Raw genomic sequence first — 22,415 nt, 5'->3', positions numbered from 1 at the left:
CTTATTCATATCTTAATGCTTCTATAGGGTCAAGCTTTGCTGCTTTCCAGGCAGGATAAGCTCCAAAGATAACTCCTAACAATGTGCAAATAATAACACTAAACACAACCCATCCAACAGGGATTGAAAATGTCCCACCAATCAATAATCCAAATGCGCCACCTGCGATTACTCCAACAACTATACCAATTGCTCCACCAACCTGGCATAATGTTATCGCTTCAATGATAAACTGATACATTATCCAGCGTCGTTTCGCGCCAACCGCTTTCCGCACACCTATTTCACGCGTTCTTTCTTTTACAGAGACTAACATAATATTCATTATCCCTACCCCAGCTGCAATTAGTGCAATCCCTCCACTGATAAATCCAAACCATTGCAAATATTGGGTAAGCCCAGAAAACTGTTCTTTAATTGATTCATTTGTCTCAATTTCGAAATCGTTCTCTTCCCAAGGTTTTAGATTTCTAACCAACCTCATAACACCAATTGCTTCGTCAATTGCCTGATTAAATACATCTCTGGAACGTGCTCTTAATACAATCTGAACAGAAGATTCCCAAAACGAAGCAAAGTAATTAAGCAAATGAGTGATCGGAATTAAGACCATATTGTCCTGGCTTTGCCCGAACATTGCTCCTTTTGGTTCAAGAACGCCTATTATTTCATATTTCTGATTTTTTATTGTAATCATCTTACCGATGGGGTTGATATTGGGAAATAATTTGACTTTTACGTCATTTCCAATAACTGCCACATTCCGATTTGCAATAATATCACTTTTTACAATATTTCTTCCTTCTGAAAAATTTCGATTTTCCAGAATAAAATAATCTTCATCGACGCCAATCAAATTAACATCTGGATTTGTTTCGCTATTACCAAATTTTACAGTTTGTCCCGAAGAAACTGAAACAGCAGAAGCAAGCGACACAAGCGACAACTGATTTTTCAGTTGTTGATATTGTGAGTAAGTAATAGGCTTTCTTCTTGCATATTTTCTCCAGGAATTGCCCATTTGTATTTTAGGTTCTTTGAATATATAGAAAGTAGTTTCCCCAAGTGCCTCTATTTCTCCTTCAACTGTTGAATTAATGGATGCGACGAGCGACCCGGCTCCAATAATAGCAAATACTCCAATTGAGATACTCAATAGAGTTAAAAAAGTTCTGAGCTTGTTAACTCTAATTGAATCAATTGCTAATTTTACACTTTCAAGAATGTTCATATCACCTCTCAGTATTCATTTCAAATTTACGTAATTAACAGAAATTGGTTTCAATTTTATTAATATTTTTTATAAAATAATTCATTAATGAAAAATTCATTTTTATTTCATATAATTATTCAAATTTAAATGAGATTTCAATTCCGCATTCGAAAATGAAAACTTGTTCAAAATTGAAAGATATATTTTAGTTTCGACTAAAACAAGTATCTTTTTATACATCAATTAATTATTCGAATGTTTTGCTTTTCTTTTCGAATGGTATGTTAATTGTATGTATTATGAATAATGATTACTACACTATATGATTACTATTTGGGAGGTAATTATGAGAATACTTATTGTTGATGATGATAACTCGACACTCGAAATGTTAAAAAATGCATTAGAAATTAATGGTTACGAGTGTGATGCATTTGATGATGCGAGAGAAGCTCTCGATAGCTATATGCCATACAAATACGATGTTGTGCTTTGTGATTACTTTATGCCAAATATTAACGGTATTGATTTACTCAAGAACTTAAAAGCAATGAACGATGATATAGTCTTTATCTTATATTCAGGCTCACCAAACCAGGCTATAATTAAAGAAGCATTTAATTTTGGAGCTACTGATTTTCTTAATAAACCTATGGATTGGAGTGTCTTTATTGAACTTATTCAATTTTATGAATGTAATTCCGATATTTAACTGATATGAATGAAATGATTGGCAGTATAAATGAAATATCAAATTTAATGTTAGATAATACTATCTATTCTATTGATATTTTTTTTAGTTATAGTCCTATCCCTATTATTTTGTTCGACACAAAGTGGCGTATTGTTAAGTGGTCCAACAAAGCCCAAGAAATTTTTCTTTGGGAAGAAAATGAAGTAATTGGTAAGTCGGTTTTTGAAATTAACTTTGTTTATGAACAAGACTTTGGTTTATTTCAAAAAGTAATTAATGAATTATCTTCGAAAGACAATTGCCGTAGTAAAAATCGTAATTACAAAAAGGATGGGTCAGTTGTTGTTTGTGAATGGATTAACGTTAAATATTGCGACAAAAGCAGTAAAACAATAGGTTATCTTACTTTTTGTCAAGATGTTACGGAATTCGAAGAAAAAAACTCTCTAATTGAGGAAATCAAACATTATTTCAATGTCTTTTTTGATTCTATTCCTATTCCAGTTATCTATTTGAATGATAATCTTATAATAAAAAATTCGAATAGTGCTTTTAATAAAATTTTTCAAACTAATTCGAATATACTGCTGAATAAAAAATTATCAGAAGTTGGGTCAAACTCTCAGACTTCTTTACTTCATTTAGAACAGCAAGTTGCTAATTTTTATATCTCAGATGATTTATCTTTTATTATTGATATTTCGATATTAATCAGCGAAAATAATGTTCGAGATTTTTATATTTCATTTACAAAGCATTTAGATAGAAACAATAAAGTAGTTGGTGTTTTTGGATTTTTCATTGATATTACTAAAATTAATGTTTTGTCGAGGGAGTTGAACGAATCAATAAAGCTTTATCAAAATTTGTTCCATACTAGTTCTGACGGCATTATTTATGTTTCTAATGAGTGGAAAATAATTGATGCAAATAAGACTTTTTGCGAAATGGTTGAAATGACTTATTCTGAAGTTAAAGGAAAATTAATACAAGATATTATTAGCTCAATTCAAACTCTTGATATTGATAAAGAATATAGTTTTATTGACGAAATATTAATTTATAAAAAAGATGGTAGTAAGATTATTCTTAATGCTAAAATTTGGACAAAAAAAGATTTTTTCGGCAATACTAATGGGTATTGGTTGATATTTCGAGATATTACTGTAGCTCGAGAATTAAGAAAACAACTAATTGAAACTCAGCAAAGATACGAGCTCGCTGTTGAAGGTTCTAATGATGGTTTATGGGATTGGGATGTCCAGCAAAAACAATTTTGGTTGTCCCCTAAGTTAAAGAGTATGCTTGAAATTGATGCGGAAGAAAGCCTTTTCAATAATTCTTATATATTAAATTTAATTCACCCTGACGATATAAATTATGTAATTGAGACTGTTCGAAATCATTTCATCCAGTTCTTGCCGTTTGTTTTGGAATTCCGTTTGAAATCGAATAGTAATAATTATAGGTGGTATTTGGTTAGAGGCAAAATCATAAAAGAAGGAAATGATATGCCAACCCGGGTTGCTGGCAGTTTGCAAGATATTCATGAAAGAAGAATACTCGAAGAGAAGGAAAAAATATTATTGAGCAAACTCTTACGTTCAAATGAAGAATTGCAGCAATTTGCTTATGTTGCTTCTCATGACTTGCAAGAACCTTTACGGATGATTAGTAGTTTCTTGCAACTTTTCAAATCGCGATATTTCAGTTCACTCAGCAAAGAAGCTACTGAATTTGTTGATTTTGCAATTGATGGTTCTATACGAATGCAGCAAATGGTGAATGATTTGTTGTCCTATTCGCGGATTAATACCCGTCCCGGGAAATTTGAACCTGTGAATATGAACAATCTTGTCAGCAAGGTTATCGATAATTTAAAATTAGTTATTAGAGACAAAAAAGCATGTATATATTTCAATGAACTTCCGGAAGAAATAATTTGCGACGAAGGGCAAATTTTTCAGCTCTTATTAAATTTAATCAACAATGCCCTGAAATTCTCAAAAAATGATGTAAGACCCGAAATTTTAATTTCTTCTGATGAAAACGATAGTGAATATATTTTTAAAGTACAGGATAACGGTATTGGAATTGACAACCAATTCAAGGATAGAATATTTAAAATTTTCCAAAGACTACATACTCGTGATGAATTCCCTGGCAATGGAATTGGACTCGCTATTTGCCAACGTATCGTTCAACGCCATAATGGTTGGATTACCTTCGAATCCGAATTAAACAAGGGGACTACATTTATTTTTTCTATTTCGAAAAACATTAAGGATAATTTCTATGAATTATGATTTACGTTTTGCTGAAATTTTATTAGTTGAAGATAATATTGGCGATGTCCGTTTAATCGAAGAAGCACTCAAAGACACCAAACTGCTTAATAATCTGCATACTGTTTCTGATGGTGTTTATGCAATGGATTTTTTACGAAAGCAAAATGGCTTCGAAAACGTTCCTACACCTAACCTTATTATACTTGACCTTAATATGCCAAGGAAAAATGGTTTCGAAGTCTTGCAAGAAGTAAAACAAGATGAAAAATTAAAGAAAATACCCATTGTTGTAATGACTGTTTCTAATGATGAACAAGATATTCTGAAATCATACAATCTTTACGCAAATTGCTATGTTACAAAGCCGTTGGATTTTAATCAATTCTGTGAAATTGTTAGAAAAATTGAAAATTTCTGGTTTTCAATTGTAACACTTCCGAAGAGGGAAGAATGAAAATATTAATGATTGAAGATAGTAAATCTGATTATTTTTTAGTTAAAACGCTTATTGAAGGGTATTCCAATGAGAATGTTGATATTAATTGGCAAATCAGATTGGAAGATGGATTAAGTGAGTTAAACAAAGATAATTTTGATTTAATTTTACTCGATTTAGCTTTGCCTGATTCATTCGGAATTAATACTTTTCTAAAAATGCAATCGCTTGCCAAAGGTATTCCAATTGCTGTGCTTACTGGCAATCAGGATGAAGACTATGCTATTCTGGCAGTGCGAAATGGTGCAATCGACTATATCTCGAAAAATAACTTAAATTCCAGCGTTTTACGACGAGTATTGAAATATGGATTAGAACAAAACAGTAATTGTGAAGCATTGCAAAAGTCGAAGCAAGCTTTTCAAAAATACTTTGATTTTTCTCATGATGCTGCTTTTGTTATGGATTGCAACACTGGAATTGTTTATGATATAAATTATACAATGTATAATCTTCTTGGATATAAGAAAAAACCCAATATTGGGAAACACTATTCAAAGATTTTTTCTAATACTAAACTTTTTCTTCAGGATAACTTCCTTGAAACAATTAAAATAAATGGTTCAATTTATAACTCTGTAAGTTTTCCGAAAGCAAAAGGCGGTTATCTATTTGTTGATGTTTCTGCTTCAATAGTTCCTTGGGGAATGAATAAGGCAATACTTTTCCTATTACGCGATGCAGAAAAAAGGCTTGAATTAGAAAAATGTTTGATTGAGATAAATGTTCAGCTTGAAAACCTTATTAAAAAAAGCATTAATAATAAATCTAATAAGGAAACATTGGAAATTCTTAAATCAAGTGCTTCCCAGAAATTTCAGCAAGCAAAAGAAGAAATTGCTTCATTCAGTGAACAAGAAAGACAATCAAAAAGTTTGCGTAAAGCATATATAGAGGAAGTTAAGAAATATTACGGTCTTATAGATATTAATTATTTAGAACCAATCGATGAAAATTTAGACGAAATATCTAAAAAGCACCTACAAAACATTTTCGAATTAATTGATTCGTTGACTAAATCTATGGAAGTCGCAAGCCTGATAGAACAAATCCATTCTGACAGAGAATTTTCTTTTAAAAAAGATAAAATTGTGTTACCTAAAATACTTCATTCTATCGAACAGTCTATTGTGAATAGCCCTCTTAGCTACCGAAGTGTTAAAATCAATTATGAAGGAGGTGATGAAATATTGCTTCATAATGGGTTAATTATTCGTTCACTACTTAATAATCTGATTGATGTTATCTCTAAAATTTCCATTGATGAACAAATAACGATAACGAACAGAACTAGAGATGATTTTTATGAAATAAGCATTTTAGGAGAGTTTTCGCCTAATATTTTTCAATTTATTAATACAAAAATGATAAATAATTCTGGTTTTTTTCAAAGCATTTCTATTAATCTAAAATTAATTGATTTTATCATAAAATCTATTAATGGAAATATAAAAATACAACCCTATAAAAATAACAAATCTCAATTGTCCATATTTGTACCGCAAAATTATACGTAAAAAATAAGCACATCGGTTTTTGCAGATGGTTTTGATTTGATCTATAATTTTATAAGGCTTAAATAATGAGGCTTTGCTGATTATTTAAGTATTTTTTTGTAATTTTATAGTGTTAACAAATTAATTTTGTTAATTTTCGTCAAAGCTTTTTTATGATTTGAAGGAATTAAAATGAAAAAAATAATTTTGGTAATACTGCTATTCTACTGTTTCTCTGCCAACTTGATTTCTTCCAATATCGAACTTTTAAATATTTTGAAAAAGGAAATGCTAAGAAGTCAGGAAGAACTATCATTGCAAAAGCTGCCACCATATTTCATTTCATATTACGTATTAGAAACTCAAAAATCAACAATACAAGCATCTTTCGGGAAGATAAGTGTAAATAGTTTTGACCTATCAAGATTTATGGATATCGATATCAGAGTCGGTAGCCATAAGTTTGACAATACACATATAATTAGAGGGAATCCTTTTGATTTCTCGTCAAGTGTTAGTAAAATATCGCTGCCATTAAATAATGATGAAGCTTCAATTAGAGATATTATATGGTATGCTACCGACCAAATATATAAAAATGCTATTGAGCGATACGAAAAAGCACTTACAAACCAGGCAGTAAAAGTTGCCGAAGAAGATACTTCAGACGATTTTTCTAAAGAAAAGCCAGTTCGAGATATTCAAGCCTGGAAATATATCAATTTATCTCAGAGCGATAATCAACATTATTATTTGGATACAGTAAAATGGGCAGGTGTATTACGTAATTTATCAGAAAAATTTAATTCTCATAAATGGCTACACAATGCTACTGTCTCTTTTTCATTTGAAGTTAATAATAAATTAATTCTTAATACCGACGGATTTGAAGTCGCCACTAGCGAAAGTTTCGCTCGAATTTTTGTTTATTTGAAAACTAAAGCAGACGATGGAATGAGCCTTCCACTACACCAATCGTATTTCGCCTTTACTCCTGACGGATTACCTCCCGAAGATGAAATCTCAAAAAAAATTGATGAAATGATTGTTTTACTCGATAAATTACGTAATGCTTCTCTTGCTGAAACTTATTCAGGACCTGCAATTTTGTCAGGAGAGGCAGCTGGTGTGTTTTTCCACGAAATTTTTGGTCATAGAGTGGAGGGGCATCGTGAAAAAGATCCTTCCAGCAGTCAGACTTTCAAAAGTTCTCTGGGAAAGAAAATTTTACCTGATTTTATTAATGTAATTTTCGATCCTAATGTATCTGAAATTAATGGAAAAGCAATCTCAGGTTATTATCAATACGACGACGAAGGCATTCCAGCTCAAAAAGTAGAAACAGTCAAAAATGGTATTTTCAATGGCTATCTTATGTCTCGAATTCCTATCGAGAACTTCCCTAATTCAAATGGTCACGGTAGAAAGCAAATTGGTTATCAGGCGATTTCACGCCAATCAAATTTAATCGTCGAGGCTACTCAAACAGTTTCTAAACCTGAGTTAAGAAATAAACTTATCGAAGAAGCTAAAAAACAGAACAAAGAATATGGATTGTTTTTTGAGCAAGTTTCAGGCGGTTTTACTTTCACTACGAGATATATTCCAAATGCTTTCAATGTTACTCCAATAATTATCTATAAAGTGTATGTCGATGGGCGTCCTGATGAACTTGTTCGAGGTGTTGATTTAATCGGAACACCTCTTACTACTTTTTCTAATGTAATATTAGCAGCTGATGATATTGGTGTTTTCAATGGCACTTGTGGAGCTGAATCTGGTGGAGTTCCAGTGTCTGCTGTTTCTCCAAGTTTATTAGTTTCAAGAATAGAAGTACAGAAAAAAGTTAAATCTCAAGCTAAACCCCCAATTTTGGAGGCACCCGATTATGAAGCATTTTCTCAATGAAAAAATTGAATTTTATGAAATTCAAAAATTTAAACAAAAACCTTTAATTGTATTAGTAATTATTGCGGCACTGTTTCCGTTATTGTTCTTTGTTTATGGATATTATCTTCAAGCAGTTAAAAATATCCCTTTTGGAGATAAGCCATTATCAAATCAAGGATTGTTAATATCAATGGTAATTTCAGTTGTATTCGCGGTTGGTATTCTTTTGCTTTTCTTTTCAAGTAAGTTGGAGACGTATATCACAAAATCTGGAATTCACGTGAGACTATTCCCGTTTATGAAATTTAAAACATATAGTTTTGATAATATTAAACGTTTTCAAATTCGTCAGTATAGCCCAATTCTTGATTATGGAGGTTGGGGAATTCGTGTCGGACCCGCTGGACGTGCATTTAACGTCTACGGTAAAATAGGCATTCAACTGTTTTTCGAAGATGGTGCTCGGTTGCTTATTGGTACTCAAAAACCAAACGATTTCTATAATACTTTATCTAAATTTTGCAATCAAAACGAGGTTCATAAATGAAAAAAATATTTTTGCTTCTTCTATTTTTGGCATTTATTTCTAATTTGTTCGCAAAAGATGAAATTATGCAAGCAATGCGAGACGAAATGGACCGTTCAATGAGAAATCTAAAAATAGAAAATTTGAAAATACCATATTTTATTGAATATAAACTTGAATATTCAACAAATATCAATGTTCAAGCAGTTTTAGGGAACACTACCGATTTGCAAACTGCACCGATTGCTCGACTTACTGTTAATGTCAAAGTTGGAGATTATCAGTTTGATAACTCAAATTATATTGATTTTGGATTGAATTTATTTGGTAGTAGTGATGACGAAGAACAATTTATGAACCGTCGCCTTCCTATTGAACTTAGCTACCATAACCTTCGAAAAAATTTGTGGCTTGCAACTGATGCTGCTTATAAGAGAAGTGCAGAAATTTTCACAAAGAAAGAAACTTCGCTTAAAAATAAAATAAGAAGAGATACAACGCCCGATTTCCTTAAAACTCCATCGTATAAGTCTATTGATACTAATTATCTGGTTAAATTTGACATTAATAAGTTAGAAGAAATTGCTAAGAAAGTTTCCTATGTTTTTAGAAACTATAATAATATTGATGTTTCCAGAACTACAGTTGAAGGTATCGACGAATTTGTTTACTATATTAACAGTGAAGGAACTGAATACATCAAAAGAAATACTCAGTGTGGGGTAGAAGTTATTGCAGCAACTCAATCTACTGATGGTATGCTTGTTTTTGATTTCTTCTCCTCCTATAGCAGAACACCTGAAAAACTGCCTTCACTTGATTCACTTATAAACGGTGCAAAACTTGTGGCCCAGAATGTTTCACAATTGAAGCAGGCATCAACAATAGATGAGGCTTACAACGGTCCCATATTATTTACTGAACAAGCTTCTGCTGAATTAGTGGCTCAAATTTTTGCTCCAAATCTTGTTGCTCAAAGAAAACCTATAATGGACGGTGGCTTTTTTACTGATGATGTTCAGTTCTCTCTCTTTCAAAATAAAATTGGTGGTAGAGTCCTGCCTGAATTTATTTCTGTTTGGGCAAAACCTAATCTTTCTGATTATAAGGGCACTCAATTATTTGGGTATTACAAAATTGATGATGATGGGATACCTGCACAAGATGTTCTATTAGTTGAGAATGGTTACTTAAAATCTTTGATGTCTTCGCGTGTGCCTACTCGTCGTGTCAAGCAGAGTAATGGACATAACAGAGGTGGTTCCGCTATGATTAGTAATCTTATTTTATCAGCAAATAAGAATCAGCTATCTTACAACGAATTGAAAAGTAAATTAATAAAACTTATAAAAGCTCGCGAACTGCCTTATGGTATTATTGTCAAGAAAATACAAAATCTTAATATTCTTTATACTGGTTTATATGGCTTAACTTTTGGGAATATTGATATTCCGCGTGGCGGGAATAAATTACTAATAACTCTTGCTTATAAAGTTTTTCCTGATGGCAAAGAAGAACTAATTCGTGGAACTTTTGTTAATAATATTTCTGCTCAATCTTTTAAAGATATTATTTTTGTTGGGAAAAATCAATTTGTTTATAATTATTTAGCAAACTCTGTTGCTAATCCATTTATGACTGGTGGTAAATCGTATCTCCCCGCCAGCATAACTACTTTTGACATATTACTTGAAGATGGTGAAATTAAATCAAGCGATGACGATTTCAAAAAACCACCAATTTTGTCTAAACCTGTTGTTTTGAATTGATTTGTTTTTTATTTATTTGAACTATTATGAATTTTATAAATCCATTGTTTCTACTTGGCTTAATTGCTGCTTCAATACCAGTACTATTACACCTTCTTAATTTACGGAAGCTAAAGAATATTGAATTTTCATCTTTAAAGTTTTTAAAAGAACTACAAAAGACAAAAATTAAAAGATTGAAAATAAAACAAATCATTTTGTTGATACTACGAACCCTTATAATTACTTTTACTGTTCTTGCATTTGCTCGACCAATTATTGAAGGTTCAATTCCTGGATTTGAGAATTACGCTAAATCAAGCATTATTATTCTAATAGATAACTCTTACAGTATGGATATATCTGATGAGTTCGGTAATCGATTTATTCAGGCAAAGAAAAGTGCCGAGAAAATTATTAATTCTATGAAAGAAGGAGACGAAGCTCTCATTATTGAAATGTCGAGTATGAATAATACTTTTCAACCTGCATTTACGAAGAACAAAGATTTATTAATTCGGTCGCTTTCTCAGATTAAATTGCATCCTATACCTGCTTCATTAGATAATTCAATGAGATTAGCTGCCAAATTTTTTCAAAATGCTAATAATTTTTCGAAAGAGTTGTTTATTATTTCAGATGCACAGAAAAATGTTTTCCATTCAGAGGATTCCTTAAAACTTAATAATAGAAACATTGCTATTTACTTCATTCCGATTGGTTATTCGTCAAGTAGTAATTTTGAAAATCTATCTGTTGATTCGATAGATGTTCTTACCAAATTTTTCTCTATTGGAAAAACAGTTGAGCTTTCCGTTACTGTCAAAAATCATTCTGATAAAGATGTAAAAGGTGCTTTAATTAGCCTTCTATTCAACAAACAGAAAGTTGCTCAAAAAACATTTGACATTCAAGCTAATGCTATAAAGTCAATTCCTATCGCCGCACAAATTCAAAAACCAGGAGTCGTATCCGCAGCTATTGAACTTGAAAATGATGCTTTCATTCCTGATAATAACCGTTATTTTGGGTTTATTATTCCAGAAAAACCTAACGTTGCAATCTTTGGTGAAACTTCTAACAACTTCTTTTTAAAAGCTTTGTTTTCAACAGATGATGCTCAAAATCAAATAAATACATCTTTTTATGATGAAAACTCGGTTAATAATCTTGATTTAAATAAGTTTGATTGCTTAATACTCAATTTTTCAAATTTTTCTGAAAGCAATAGAAATCGAATAAGAGAATACGTATCCAGCGGCGGCTCAGCGATATTTTTCCCATCCGACCCAATAAATGAAAACTATCGTAATTCCCTTGCAGAATTTGGATTTGCTCTATCAGAAAAAAAGAATTTTTCAGAAAAATCTCCTGTCAATTTCTCTAATTTAGATGTAAAGCATCCAATCTTTGATGGAATGTTCAAACTTGCAGGCGATGGCGTCAACCTGAACCAAATTGACAATCCAAAAATATTTACAATTTTACCTGTGAATACAGGTGTTCCAATAATTGAATCCCAAGATGGCTATTTCTTATCTGAGAATCAATATGGAGATGGAAAATGCCTGTACTTTGCTGTTGCACCAAATTTAAATTGGAGCAATTTCCCGTTGCTTTCACTATTTCCATCGCTGATTTTTAGAAGTGTCTTTTATTTGTCTTCTTCTATTACATTAGGCTATTCTTTTGATGTTGGGAGTAAGCAAACTGTAATGATACCAAGAAAATTATCTCCTAACCAAAACTTTAAGCTAATTGACCCGTCGGGGAATCAAACTGTAGTTCAACTTCCTTTGCTGCAATCTGGGGCTGCTTTATCACTTGAATTATTCAATGAAGCAGGTGTTTATCAACTCATTAATTCACAAAACAAAATTGCTTACGTTTTTTCATTGAATATGCCTAAAAATGAGTCTTATATTCAAAAACCCGATGTTTCAAATATCCTCTCATATCTAAATTCGAGAACTATTCATAACAAGAACATATTTATTCTCACAAATTACTTTCAATTGTCACACGATTTGAAGCGAGCAAGAATTGGGACTGAGTTATGGAGTATTATGCTACTACTAGCAATTTTATGTGCCATTGCTGAAATGATTGTGCAAAAAGTGTCAAAAAATCAAGAATTTTCTGAATAATACTAATATTTCAGAGTAGTTATTTATTGGTTTGCTATTATGGTTATTTCTTTTTCAATTCCTCAAATGATAAATCCATCAAAGGATAATTTTCCCAGCCTTGGTAGTCGAAATGCCACCATTCTGTTAAGTAATGAGTAAATCCGAAATGAGACAAAATATTAAAAAGGAATGAGCGATTATTAATTACTTCATCAGGTAAATTCGGATAGTCAGGGTGTGCTTTTTCTGTAAAATCATCGAATGATGTTGGTATAGGAATTTCATTGCCTGTTGATAAATTAATCAAAGTTAAATCAATTGCACATCCACGATTGTGTCGGGAACCAAATTTAGGATTTGCTACAAAATTGTTATCGGGATAAACTTCATAAAATTTTAAAGTTGCTAAATAAGGTCTGTATGCATCATATATTTTTAACCCTAATCCTAATTTGTTTAATGAATCTTGAAGATGTTTAAGAGCCATTGCAACAGGTTTGCGAGCATAAGCCTTAGCCGTTGTGTAAATTATTTTGCCTGTAAAATTGTTTTCAGTTGCATATCGTATATCTAATTTTATATTCGGTATATATTCCTCTAAATCAACTAATTCCATATTTGGATTTTGCAACACCAATGAATTGTAATCTGAAATACATTGTATTAATGGTAATTTGTATGGATTTGGCTTGTTTCTACAATCGTTAGTGTTTCCAGAATTGCAACTGATTGAAAAAAGCAAAAATAATGCACCAAAAAATGCATTTCTAAAAATAACTTTAACATTCATTTGTTTACCAAATGAAAATCATTTTCAACTATTAAATAATAGTTAATATAAGTAAATCAATAGAATAAACCAAATTATACTTTCGCCATTTTGCTTATTCCTTCAATAATTGTGCTGTTTTCTTTAGCAAAGCACAATCTTAACATTGTTTGTCCTTCCTCGCTTTTTATATAAAACACGGAAGGGGGAATTGTCGCAACTCCGTAATCTTTGACAAGCTTCATTGCAGTGTGAACATCATCAGTAAAAATATTGGATGGAATATCTACCATTATGAAATAACTTCCGAGCGGTTTGTGTGGAATAAATTTAGTTTTTAACAATTCGTTATATATTAAATTTCGTTTCTCCTGATATAGCTTTCGAAATTCAGGCAAATAATCGTCCAATTTTGAAAAAGCATAAGCCATAGCGTGTTGAGCAGGAGTATTAACAGCAAAAGTTGTCCACTGATGCACCTTTTGAATAGCAGCAGCAAGAGTTTCATTTGCAATTGCATAACCGATTTTCCAACCTGTCATACCAAAAGTTTTGCCTGTCGATGAAATTGTAATTGTCCTTTTTTTCATTCCTTCAATTGAAGCCATTGGAATGTGAGTAGAATTATCGAATGTTAAAAATTCATATACTTCATCTGTAAGAACAAGCAAATCGTACTTAATTGCAAGTGAGGCTATATATTCTAGTTCATCTTTTGTAAAGATTTTGCCAGTTGGATTGTGAGGTGTGTTAACAATTATCATTTTTGTTTTATCTGTAATAGCAGAGGCAAGTTCATCTAAATCAAATAAGAAATTAGGTTTTTTCAGAGTTATGGCAATAGGATGTCCTCCTGCAAGAGTAATATCAGCAAGATATGAATCATAAAATGGTTCGAAAATAATTACTTCATCATCCGGTTCGATGAATGCCATAATTGTAGAGAACAAGGCTTCCGTTGCACCAGCAGTAACAATTACTTCATCCTGCGTCCAATCTAAATCGTAATATTTTTTATGATAATCGATAATTGCTTTTTTCAGAGAAAAAATACCTGAACTTGGTGCATATTGATTTTTCCCTGACTTCATTGCCTCATATGCAGCATCCATAAGCCATTGTGGTCCATCAAAATCAGGAAAACCTTGTCCTAAATTTGTTGCTTTATAATCAAATGCAAGTTTGCTCATTGTAGCAAATATCGAAGTTGTCATTGAAGAAATTCTATTAGCATTGAATATTTTGCCCATAAAAATACCCTTTTACAAATAAATACTTTCAAAATTACAAAAAAATATAAATATATAAATTAATCGAGAAAAAATATTGTATTTAGAATAATTAATTATTACTTTTGCAGTAGTTCTCGTTATTTCCATTTCAAAAAGGTGAATCTATGAAAATTCGTAAAGAAGATGCCTTACTGTACCACAGTATGGGGCGTAAAGGCAAAATTGAAGTTGTTACTACAAAGCCTTGTGTTACACAAAGAGATTTATCCCTTGCTTATTCACCAGGTGTGGCTGAACCTTGTCGCGAAATTTATCGTGATGAAAGTTTAGTTTACGAGTACACTGCCAAAGGTAACCTTGTTGCTGTTATTTCCAATGGTACTGCTGTGCTCGGTCTCGGAGATATTGGCCCTCTTGCTGGGAAACCTGTTATGGAAGGAAAAGGAGTTCTTTTTAAGTCTTTCGCTGATATTGACGTGTTTGATATTGAACTTGCTTCAAAAGACGTAGATGAATTAATAAGAGTTATTGAAGTAATTGCTCCGACTTTTGGTGGAATTAATCTCGAAGATATAAAAGGACCCGAATGTTTTGTAATAGAAGAAGAGCTGAAAAAGCGCCTTGATATACCTGTTTTTCACGACGACCAACACGGGACAGCGATTATTTCTGGTGCTGCCTTGCTAAATGCTCTTGAAATTGTTGATAAAAAAATTGATAAAGTTAAAGTTGTGTTCAATGGCGCTGGTGCTTCTGGTATCGCTTGTGCAAAATTTTATGTTTCACTTGGTGTAAAGAAAGAAAACATCATTATGTGCGATTCACAAGGAGTGATTTATAAAGGTAGAACTAAAGGGATGAATGCTTATAAGGAAGAGTTTGCTGTTGAAACAGATGCTCGTATTCTTGCAGACGCTCTTGTCGGTGCAGATGTTTTTGCAGGGCTATCACAAGGGAACGTTGTAACAAAAGACATGGTGCGTTCTATGGCGGACAACCCAATTATTTTTGCTATGGCAAATCCTGACCCTGAGATTTCATATGAAGATGCTCTTGAAGCACGGTCGGATGTTATTATGGCAACAGGACGCTCTGATTATCCAAATCAAGTCAATAATGTTCTTGGGTTTCCTTTCATCTTTCGCGGTGCATTGGATGTACATTCCAAAGCGATTAATGAGGAAATGAAACTCGCTGCTGCATATGCATTAGCTGCTCTTGCAAAAGAAGAAGTGCCAGACAGCGTAAAACGTGCTTACGGTGTAAAAGAAATGAAATTTGGGCGAGAATATATTATTCCAAAGCCATTTGATCCCCGAGTCCTCACGTGGGTTGCTCCGGCAGTTGCTAAAGCTGCTATGGATACTGGAGTTGCTCGCAAAAAAATTGAAGATTTCGAAGAATATAAGCGTCAACTAAATATTCGAATGGGAAGAGCACAAGTAATAATGACCCCTATTTTCAAAAGAGCAAGTCAAAATCCAAAGTCAGTTGTGCTGCCCGAAGGTGACAATCCAAAAATTATGCGTGCAGCACTGAATGCTATTGATTCAAAAATAGCAAAACCTATTCTTCTCGGTAATCCAAAAGTGATCGAAGAAGTAGCACAGGAACACGGAATTGATATTTCCGATATGCAAATTATTGACCCGATGAATTTTGACGATCTTAATAAATATATTGATGAGTTTTTAGCTTTGCGTCAAAGGAAAGGTATTATTCGGCAAGAAGCTTTTGATAGGTTGCGTTTTCGTCGGAATTACTTCGCTGCTATGATGGTTCATCTTGGTGATGCTGATGCCATGGTTACAGGTGTTAGCACTCACTATCCAGATGCTGTGCGTCCAGCGCTTGAAATAATTGGCAGAGATCCAAAGTATAGCCACGCTTGTGGCTGTTATATTGTCTCATCTAAAAATAAAGCCTTTTTCCTCGCGGACACAACACTTAATATTGATCCTACTCCCGAAGCTATTGCCGATATAGCACTTGCAACTGCTGATTTTACTGCTAATTTCGATATTATTCCGCAAGTTGCTTTGCTCACTTATAGTAATTTCGGTTCTGCTTATGGTGTATCGCCTGAAAAAATGCGTAAAGCTTTGGAAATAATTCGCCAAAAATCACCTGAATTAGTAGTTGATGGCGAAATGCAGGCAGATACAGCAGTCTCTCCTGATATCATTAGTGAAACTTTCCCATTTAGCATTCTGAAATCAGGTGCAAATGTTCTAATTTTCCCAAATCTTGACGCGGGCAATATTGCTTATAAACTGCTTGGAAAGATAGGCGGTATGAGACTAATCGGTCCTGCTTTGCTTGGTATGGAACGTTCTGTTCATATACTTCAGCGTGGTTCTGATGTAGATGATATTTTCAATATAATTGCAATAGCAGTAGCTGATGCTATTCATAAAGAATGAAAGTTAAAGGTTTATCTTTTTTCGAAGTTACCTATTAGGAGTATATGCTCTTAAGAGGTATTCTTATATTATATAATTTGAAATTATATAATATTTCTGTAATTTTGTAGTATAATAATACTAACGTTCTTTAAAATATGTTATTATCTGAAATTGAATTATATCCGTTAAGCAAAAGTAAAAAAATCACTGGTTCGCGACGGCTTGTTAGAGAAAAAGTTTTGCAAATTTTGGTTGCTTTTGAAGTTTCAGGAAGTGATTTAGATTTTCTTTTTACCAATATTTTCTATCGAGATTATACATTTGAACCTGCTAATCCACCACAGGGTGTTCTTCTTAAACAAGAGCAAATTATTGAATTAGAATCTGATATTCCAATTCTCTGGAAAGAAGATAATATTAATTTTGCTAAAAGCCTAATTAATGCTTCAATTGAATTGAAAGATTTTACAATTAATCTAATTAAAGAAGAAGTTCGTCACTGGGAAATAGAGAGAATTGCTCTTATAGATAGAATTCTCATTAATATGGCTCTTGCCGAATTTATTTATTTTCCAGAAATTCCGGAAAAAGTTACAATTAATGAAATTATTGAAATTTCCAAAAATTATTCAACTGATAAAAGCAACATTTTTATTAACGGTTTGCTTGATAATTTTAGAAAGAAACTTAAAGGACAAGGCAAGATAAAGAAAAGTGGAAAAGGATTATTAGAAAAGTAGAAGTGATTATTTGTAAGTATTAAATATGAAAGAGCCGCTTTGTTTTCGAGAAGCGGCTCTTGTGTTTTTTATCAAGCATAAATTACTGTTTTTCAATGATTTCTTTAAATTTAGCAGTAGGAAGTGATTTTGGTCTGATAATTGGCAAACCATAAGCACGAGCAATAATATTCTGCGCACAAATACCCAAAGCACGGGATACAGCAAACAGAACAGTGTAATAGCTAAATTCCTGTATTCCATAGTGATATAGTAACGCACCTGAACCTGCGTCAACGTTTGGCCATGGATCCTTAATCTTTTTAACTTGTGATAAAACATTTGGAACAACGTTGAATACTCTTGCAACTGTTTTAAATACGGGATCGTTTGGCATATACTTTTTGCCAAATTCCAAAAAGGCTTCAAATCTTGGGTCGGTTATTCTCAATACAGCGTGACCATAGCCAGGGATAACTTTCCCTGAATTTAATGTATCCCAAGCATACTTTTCAAGTTGTTCTTCGGTAGGTGCTCCACCAAATTTTCCCATTGTATCAAGTACCCAAGCCAGGCACTCTTGATTTGCAAGCCCGTGAAGCGGTCCGGCAAGCCCGTTTAAACCTCCTGATAGTGCATAATACAAATCAGACAGTCCAGAATTAATAGTAGCAGCAGAGAAAGACGAGACGTTTCCACCTTCGTGGTCGCAATGCAACGTTAAATATAATCGTATTAATTGACGGAATTCACCGTTGGGGTCATCAATTCCGAGCATATAAGCATAATTAGCCGCCCAATCTAAATCATTGGCTGGTTCAATACGTGGTCCTTTATTAAATCTCTTTCTATAAACGTAAGCAGCGATTGAAGGAAGTTTAGCAATAATATTTAGAGCATCTTCCAGTGTAGGTATCCAATACTCTGATTTTGGCAATCCTTCTGAATATCTTCTTGCAAATTCAGATTCAATCTCCATTACAAGAATTGCGGTATTGAACATTGCCATTGGGTGAGAATTTTCTGGCATTGAGTCAATTACTTTCCAAACGTAGTCTGGAACTCTCTGACGTGCTAATAATTCGTTCTGCAAATCGCGTAATTCAGTATCATTTGGCATTTCACCTGTGAGTAACAACCAAAATACTTCTTCCGGAAGCTTATCAACTAAGTCTTTCAGTGGTATCCCGCGTATTATAAGACCCTTGTCTGGTGGAACTTCTGAGGTATCGCAAACTAATGCCTTTACTCCTCGCAGTCCACCATATACCTGTGCTAACTTAACATCGGAGACAATTCTATCTCCGTACTCGTTTAAAAATTGTCTGATTTCTTCTACCTGTTTTGGTAGAATTTCACCAAGTCTTTGTTTTAATATGGACATAGAAATACCTTAAAATTTGGAAACAATTTAATAATGTTGAAAAAAATAGATGCTACCTTAATTTAAAGAATTTTTCTTTTTATTCAAAACAATATTTATTGATTTTTCAACTATTAAACCATTTTTTACGTATAGTAGAGAAAAATAATAATTATGCCATTTCGTTATCTAATTCGTATTTTAACAGTTGTTTGATATCTTTGATGAATAATAATGAATATAAGCTATTTTTTCTTTATTATATTGTCTGTACTTGCGGTTGCTTCTGCAATTGTAACAATTTCAACAAAACATCCTATCCGGTCGGCAATAGCGCTTGTTGTTCATTTTTTTATGTTGGCAGGACTTTATCTTACTCTTAATGCTCAATTTGTTGCTGTTATGCAAATTTTGGTTTATGCTGGTGCTATTATGGTGCTTGTTGTCTTTGTTATTATGCTTCTTAATTTAAGCAAAGATCAATCTTTTGAAAAGAAAATAACATTTAATAATTTTGGTGGTATTGTATTAGCAGGTACTTTTGGATTGGCTGTTATCTATGCGTTTATTAATCTGCATCCAGAACCTACATCTTTCCCCAGTCATAATTTGAATTTTACAACTGTTCAAGTCATTGGACGTTCGTTGTTTACAAACTACATAGTTCAGTTCGAAGCCATTGGGCTTTTGCTAACTGCTGCAATAATTGGTGCTGTGTTACTTGCAAAACGAAAACTAATGTAATGAGGAACATTATGCTAATCACTAATATACCTTTGGAATTTTATTTAGTGCTTTCGGCAATATTATTTGTTATTGGTGCTGTTGGTGTTCTTACTCGTAGAAATGCTATCATTATCTTTATGTCTATTGAAATTATGTTGAATTCTGTCAATTTAACTTTCGTTTCATTCTCTATATATTTTGGTGATACACTTGGCCAATTGTTTGTTTTCTTTGTGATGGCTATTGCAGCTGCTGAAGCAGCTATTGGACTTGCAATCGTGCTTGCTCTATATAGACTCAAACAAACCGTTTTTGTTGATGAAGTTAATTTGCTTAAGTGGTAATTTAAATTATTTATTTTATTTGTAACTTTGTTTGGATATAATATTATCAAAATTTAATTTTATCTATAGTGATATTGAATTGAATAATAGGTATTTCAGTTGTTTCTATATTATTTTTTCTACTTTTTTCAGCGTTAATTATAAGCAATGATGAAGCTGTTCCAATCATTGCGCCTGCAATTATATCTGAAAACCAATGTTTATCGAAATAAATTCTTGCCATTCCTGTTGAACCAGCCATAGCATAATATATTATCGATAATAATGTACTTCTGCTTCTATACGATAATATTGTTGCCATCGCAAACACCATAGAAGTATGTCCAGATGGCATCGACATGAAATTATCATCTTTGTATGTAAAATGCTCAAAACGTGAATTGCCTGATTCGACATATGGTCTGGCTCTTCCAAGAGTTGTCTTTAATATTCCGGTTATTAATCCATTTAGCAATACGCTTTCGTACATAAGCCGGCCGGTTTTTCTCATTGCTTTAGAGTTGAAGATATGGCCAGAGCCATATACAAGTCCAGGAAATACACAAAAAGAAATTGGTTCTCCTAATTGATTAGCAACTATTTGAAATTGATTGAAATTATTATCATCAATAGATTTAAAAATATTTCGAACTTCTTCATCGAATTGAGCTGCAAGCAAAGAACTTAAGACAATTGCAGAGGGTGCTGCTAAATCTTTTAACTTGGTATTTGAAACATTTCTAAATAATTGGTGGTAGTCTTCCCTAAATTCTTTCCAATCATTAGAGAAATTGTTTGAATATAAGTTGCTGTTGGTTAAGGCAACTATCATGAATATTATTAGTATTTTCTTCACTTTTCAATTATTTTTACTATTTTTGTCTATTAATTTATGCATATTTTTTAAATTAATTGAAATTCTTATGAAAAAGCTTTCGGACTTACTCAAAAAATTATCTTATAGTGAAATAATAAATTTAGTTGACAGAAAGATATCTTCAATTAGTTATGATTCAAGATTGGTCTCCTCCGGTACACTTTTTGTTGCTATGCAAGGCGCAAAAGTTGATGCTCATAGTTTTATTCCTGATGTTATAAAGCAAAACTGCAAAACAATTGTTTGCGAAAAAATTCCAGAATTATACGATGATGTTACTTTTATCAAAGTAGATAATTCACGACAAGCACTTGCTGAAATTTCACATTGGTGGTTTGATGATCCTACCCGTTATATGAAAATGATTGGTGTAACTGGAACAAATGGGAAAACTACAACTACTTTTCTAATAGCTCAAATTTTAGAAAAAATGGGGCTAAAAGTTGGGATTATTGGCACTACGGGGATTTATTTCCTCAATCGTTTTTATAACGCGACGCACACAACTCCTGAATCTTTTGAACTTTGCCGTATCTTTAAAGAAATGGCAACAAATGGAGTTCAATGCGTTGTTATGGAAGTATCATCTCACTCATTAGAGCAGAAAAGAGTGTTTGGTATTGACTTTGATGTTGCAGTATTCACTAATCTTACGCACGACCACCTGGATTATCATAAAAATATGGAGAATTATGCGTCTGCAAAAAAAATTCTATTCGATAATTTAAAGCCCGAATCTATTGCGGTTGTGCAGGGTGACACCGAATGGGCTAATTTTATGGTTTCAAATTGTAAATGCAATAACATTGTTTTTGTTGGTAGGAATAATACAAATAAATATTTTATATATAATGAAAAAATAATGCGGGATGGAATTTCTTTCCAAATGTCAACAGATATTTTCGATTTGAATATAGAAACCTCACTTTTGGGGAAATTCAATATTGATAATTCTTCACTTGCTGTTGCTGCTTGTATTGAGCTTGGATACAATCCAGATGATATTTCAACTGCTATGAAAGACGTATCTCCTGCCGAAGGTCGGATGTCCTCAATTAAATTGCGAACAGGTGCCATAGGAATTGTTGATTATGCGCATACTCCCGATGCACTCGAAAAAGCTTTGCTCACCTGTAGAGAAATTCTTCAAAACTCTGGACATCAAAACTCTAAACTAATTTGTGTGTTCGGGTGTGGGGGAGATCGTGATCGTTCTAAACGGCCTAAGATGGGCAATATTGCATCTCAACTTGCAGATATTGTTGTCGTTACTGATGATAATCCTCGGACAGAGGAACCTGCAAGCATTAGAAAAGATATTATTGATGGAATCCCGATTGATAATAAATCAAAGGTTGTTGAAATTGCCGAACGTTCTGAGGCAATACGCTATGCAGTAAATAATTCAAATAATGAAGATATTGTGTTGGTTGCAGGCAAAGGTCACGAGAAGTATCAAATTATTGGCCAAACACGCTTTCATTTTGATGATTTAGAGCAATTAAAAAAAATATGAAATAG

At 32.7% G+C, this 22,415-nt stretch carries 18 protein-coding genes; 13 read left to right on the top strand and 5 right to left on the bottom strand.

Annotation, left to right across the window (positions count from 1 at the left end):
- Position 1: 1 nt before the first annotated feature.
- Positions 2–1,231, bottom strand: coding sequence for an ABC transporter permease (locus tag AC6QZF_RS00325; protein ID WP_499797891.1), 1,230 nt, complete (start codon positions 1,229–1,231; stop codon positions 2–4).
- Positions 1,232–1,559: 328 nt separating this feature from the next.
- Here AC6QZF_RS00325 and AC6QZF_RS00320 point away from each other — a divergent pair, with 328 nt between their 5' ends.
- The 8 genes from AC6QZF_RS00320 to AC6QZF_RS00285 all read left to right on the top strand — a co-directional run bounded on the left by AC6QZF_RS00320 (position 1,560) and on the right by AC6QZF_RS00285 (position 12,498).
- Positions 1,560–1,925 carry a response regulator gene (locus AC6QZF_RS00320; protein WP_499797890.1) on the top strand — a complete coding sequence of 122 codons (366 nt, stop codon included), beginning with the start codon at positions 1,560–1,562 and terminating at the stop codon, positions 1,923–1,925.
- Positions 1,926–1,939: 14 nt separating this feature from the next.
- Entirely contained in the window at positions 1,940–4,213 is a 2,274-nt protein-coding gene (locus AC6QZF_RS00315) for a PAS domain-containing sensor histidine kinase (RefSeq protein WP_499797889.1), read from the top strand.
- Entirely contained in the window at positions 4,203–4,649 is a 447-nt protein-coding gene (locus AC6QZF_RS00310; RefSeq protein ID WP_499797888.1) for a response regulator, read from the top strand. Before AC6QZF_RS00315 ends, AC6QZF_RS00310 begins: the two co-directional genes overlap by 11 nt.
- On the top strand, positions 4,646–6,208 hold the full coding sequence (locus AC6QZF_RS00305; protein WP_499797887.1) for a response regulator: 1,563 nt from the start codon (positions 4,646–4,648) through the stop codon (positions 6,206–6,208). The genes AC6QZF_RS00310 and AC6QZF_RS00305 overlap by 4 nt, the downstream gene beginning before the upstream one ends.
- A gap of 171 nt (positions 6,209–6,379) precedes the next feature.
- Positions 6,380–8,095 carry a metallopeptidase TldD-related protein gene (locus tag AC6QZF_RS00300; protein ID WP_499797886.1) on the top strand — a complete coding sequence of 572 codons (1,716 nt, stop codon included), beginning with the start codon at positions 6,380–6,382 and terminating at the stop codon, positions 8,093–8,095.
- A complete protein-coding gene (locus AC6QZF_RS00295) occupies positions 8,076–8,624 on the top strand; it encodes a hypothetical protein (RefSeq protein WP_499797885.1) in 549 nt (182 codons plus the stop codon). Before AC6QZF_RS00300 ends, AC6QZF_RS00295 begins: the two co-directional genes overlap by 20 nt.
- A complete protein-coding gene (locus AC6QZF_RS00290) occupies positions 8,621–10,372 on the top strand; it encodes a metallopeptidase TldD-related protein (RefSeq protein WP_499797884.1) in 1,752 nt (583 codons plus the stop codon). Before AC6QZF_RS00295 ends, AC6QZF_RS00290 begins: the two co-directional genes overlap by 4 nt.
- Positions 10,373–10,398: 26 nt before the next feature.
- On the top strand, positions 10,399–12,498 hold the full coding sequence (locus AC6QZF_RS00285; protein WP_499797883.1) for a BatA domain-containing protein: 2,100 nt from the start codon (positions 10,399–10,401) through the stop codon (positions 12,496–12,498).
- A 43-nt stretch (positions 12,499–12,541) separates the two neighbouring features.
- Here the strand turns inward: AC6QZF_RS00285 and AC6QZF_RS00280 are convergent, their stop codons facing one another.
- Both AC6QZF_RS00280 and AC6QZF_RS00275 read right to left on the bottom strand, forming a co-directional pair.
- Complete coding sequence (locus tag AC6QZF_RS00280; RefSeq protein WP_499797882.1) at positions 12,542–13,270, bottom strand: M15 family metallopeptidase; 729 nt, start codon at positions 13,268–13,270, stop codon at positions 12,542–12,544.
- Between the two features lie 74 nt (positions 13,271–13,344).
- Positions 13,345–14,499, bottom strand: coding sequence for a pyridoxal phosphate-dependent aminotransferase (locus tag AC6QZF_RS00275; RefSeq protein ID WP_499797881.1), 1,155 nt, complete (start codon positions 14,497–14,499; stop codon positions 13,345–13,347).
- 146 nt (positions 14,500–14,645) lie between these two features.
- On the opposite strand from AC6QZF_RS00275, the gene AC6QZF_RS00270 reads away from it, so the two are divergent.
- Together AC6QZF_RS00270 and nusB are read left to right on the top strand one after the other, a co-directional pair.
- Complete coding sequence (locus AC6QZF_RS00270; protein WP_499797880.1) at positions 14,646–16,904, top strand: NADP-dependent malic enzyme; 2,259 nt, start codon at positions 14,646–14,648, stop codon at positions 16,902–16,904.
- Between the two features lie 137 nt (positions 16,905–17,041).
- Complete coding sequence (gene nusB / locus AC6QZF_RS00265; protein WP_499797879.1) at positions 17,042–17,626, top strand: transcription antitermination factor NusB; 585 nt, start codon at positions 17,042–17,044, stop codon at positions 17,624–17,626.
- 82 nt (positions 17,627–17,708) lie between these two features.
- Here nusB and AC6QZF_RS00260 read toward each other — a convergent pair whose 3' ends face one another.
- The gene (locus AC6QZF_RS00260; protein ID WP_499797878.1) at positions 17,709–18,989 is read right to left on the bottom strand and encodes a citrate (Si)-synthase; all 1,281 of its coding nucleotides are present in this window, start codon (positions 18,987–18,989) and stop codon (positions 17,709–17,711) included.
- Between the two features lie 213 nt (positions 18,990–19,202).
- Between AC6QZF_RS00260 and AC6QZF_RS00255 the strand changes: the two genes are divergently transcribed.
- Both AC6QZF_RS00255 and nuoK read left to right on the top strand, forming a co-directional pair.
- Positions 19,203–19,712: an NADH-quinone oxidoreductase subunit J family protein gene (locus AC6QZF_RS00255; RefSeq protein ID WP_499797877.1), complete on the top strand. Its 510-nt coding sequence runs from the start codon at positions 19,203–19,205 to the stop codon at positions 19,710–19,712.
- Positions 19,713–19,723: 11 nt separating this feature from the next.
- Positions 19,724–20,038, top strand: a complete 315-nt coding sequence (nuoK, locus tag AC6QZF_RS00250) for an NADH-quinone oxidoreductase subunit NuoK (protein WP_499797876.1) — start codon at positions 19,724–19,726, stop codon at positions 20,036–20,038.
- 46 nt (positions 20,039–20,084) lie between these two features.
- On the opposite strand, the gene AC6QZF_RS00245 is transcribed toward nuoK, so the two are convergent.
- Positions 20,085–20,849, bottom strand: a complete 765-nt coding sequence (locus AC6QZF_RS00245) for a phosphatase PAP2 family protein (RefSeq protein WP_499797875.1) — start codon at positions 20,847–20,849, stop codon at positions 20,085–20,087.
- A gap of 91 nt (positions 20,850–20,940) precedes the next feature.
- Between AC6QZF_RS00245 and AC6QZF_RS00240 the strand changes: the two genes are divergently transcribed.
- Positions 20,941–22,410, top strand: coding sequence for a UDP-N-acetylmuramoyl-L-alanyl-D-glutamate--2,6-diaminopimelate ligase (locus AC6QZF_RS00240; RefSeq protein WP_499797874.1), 1,470 nt, complete (start codon positions 20,941–20,943; stop codon positions 22,408–22,410).
- The last annotated feature ends 5 nt before the right edge of the window (positions 22,411–22,415 follow it).

Origin of the sequence: Eximiradius sp. (assembly GCA_937127445.1) — a bacterium.
Lineage (GTDB): Bacteria > Bacteroidota > Ignavibacteria > Kapaibacteriales > UBA2268 > JAKIZO01.
Note: the sequence above shows the minus strand (reverse complement) of the source record. Positions and strands in the feature narration are given on the sequence as shown.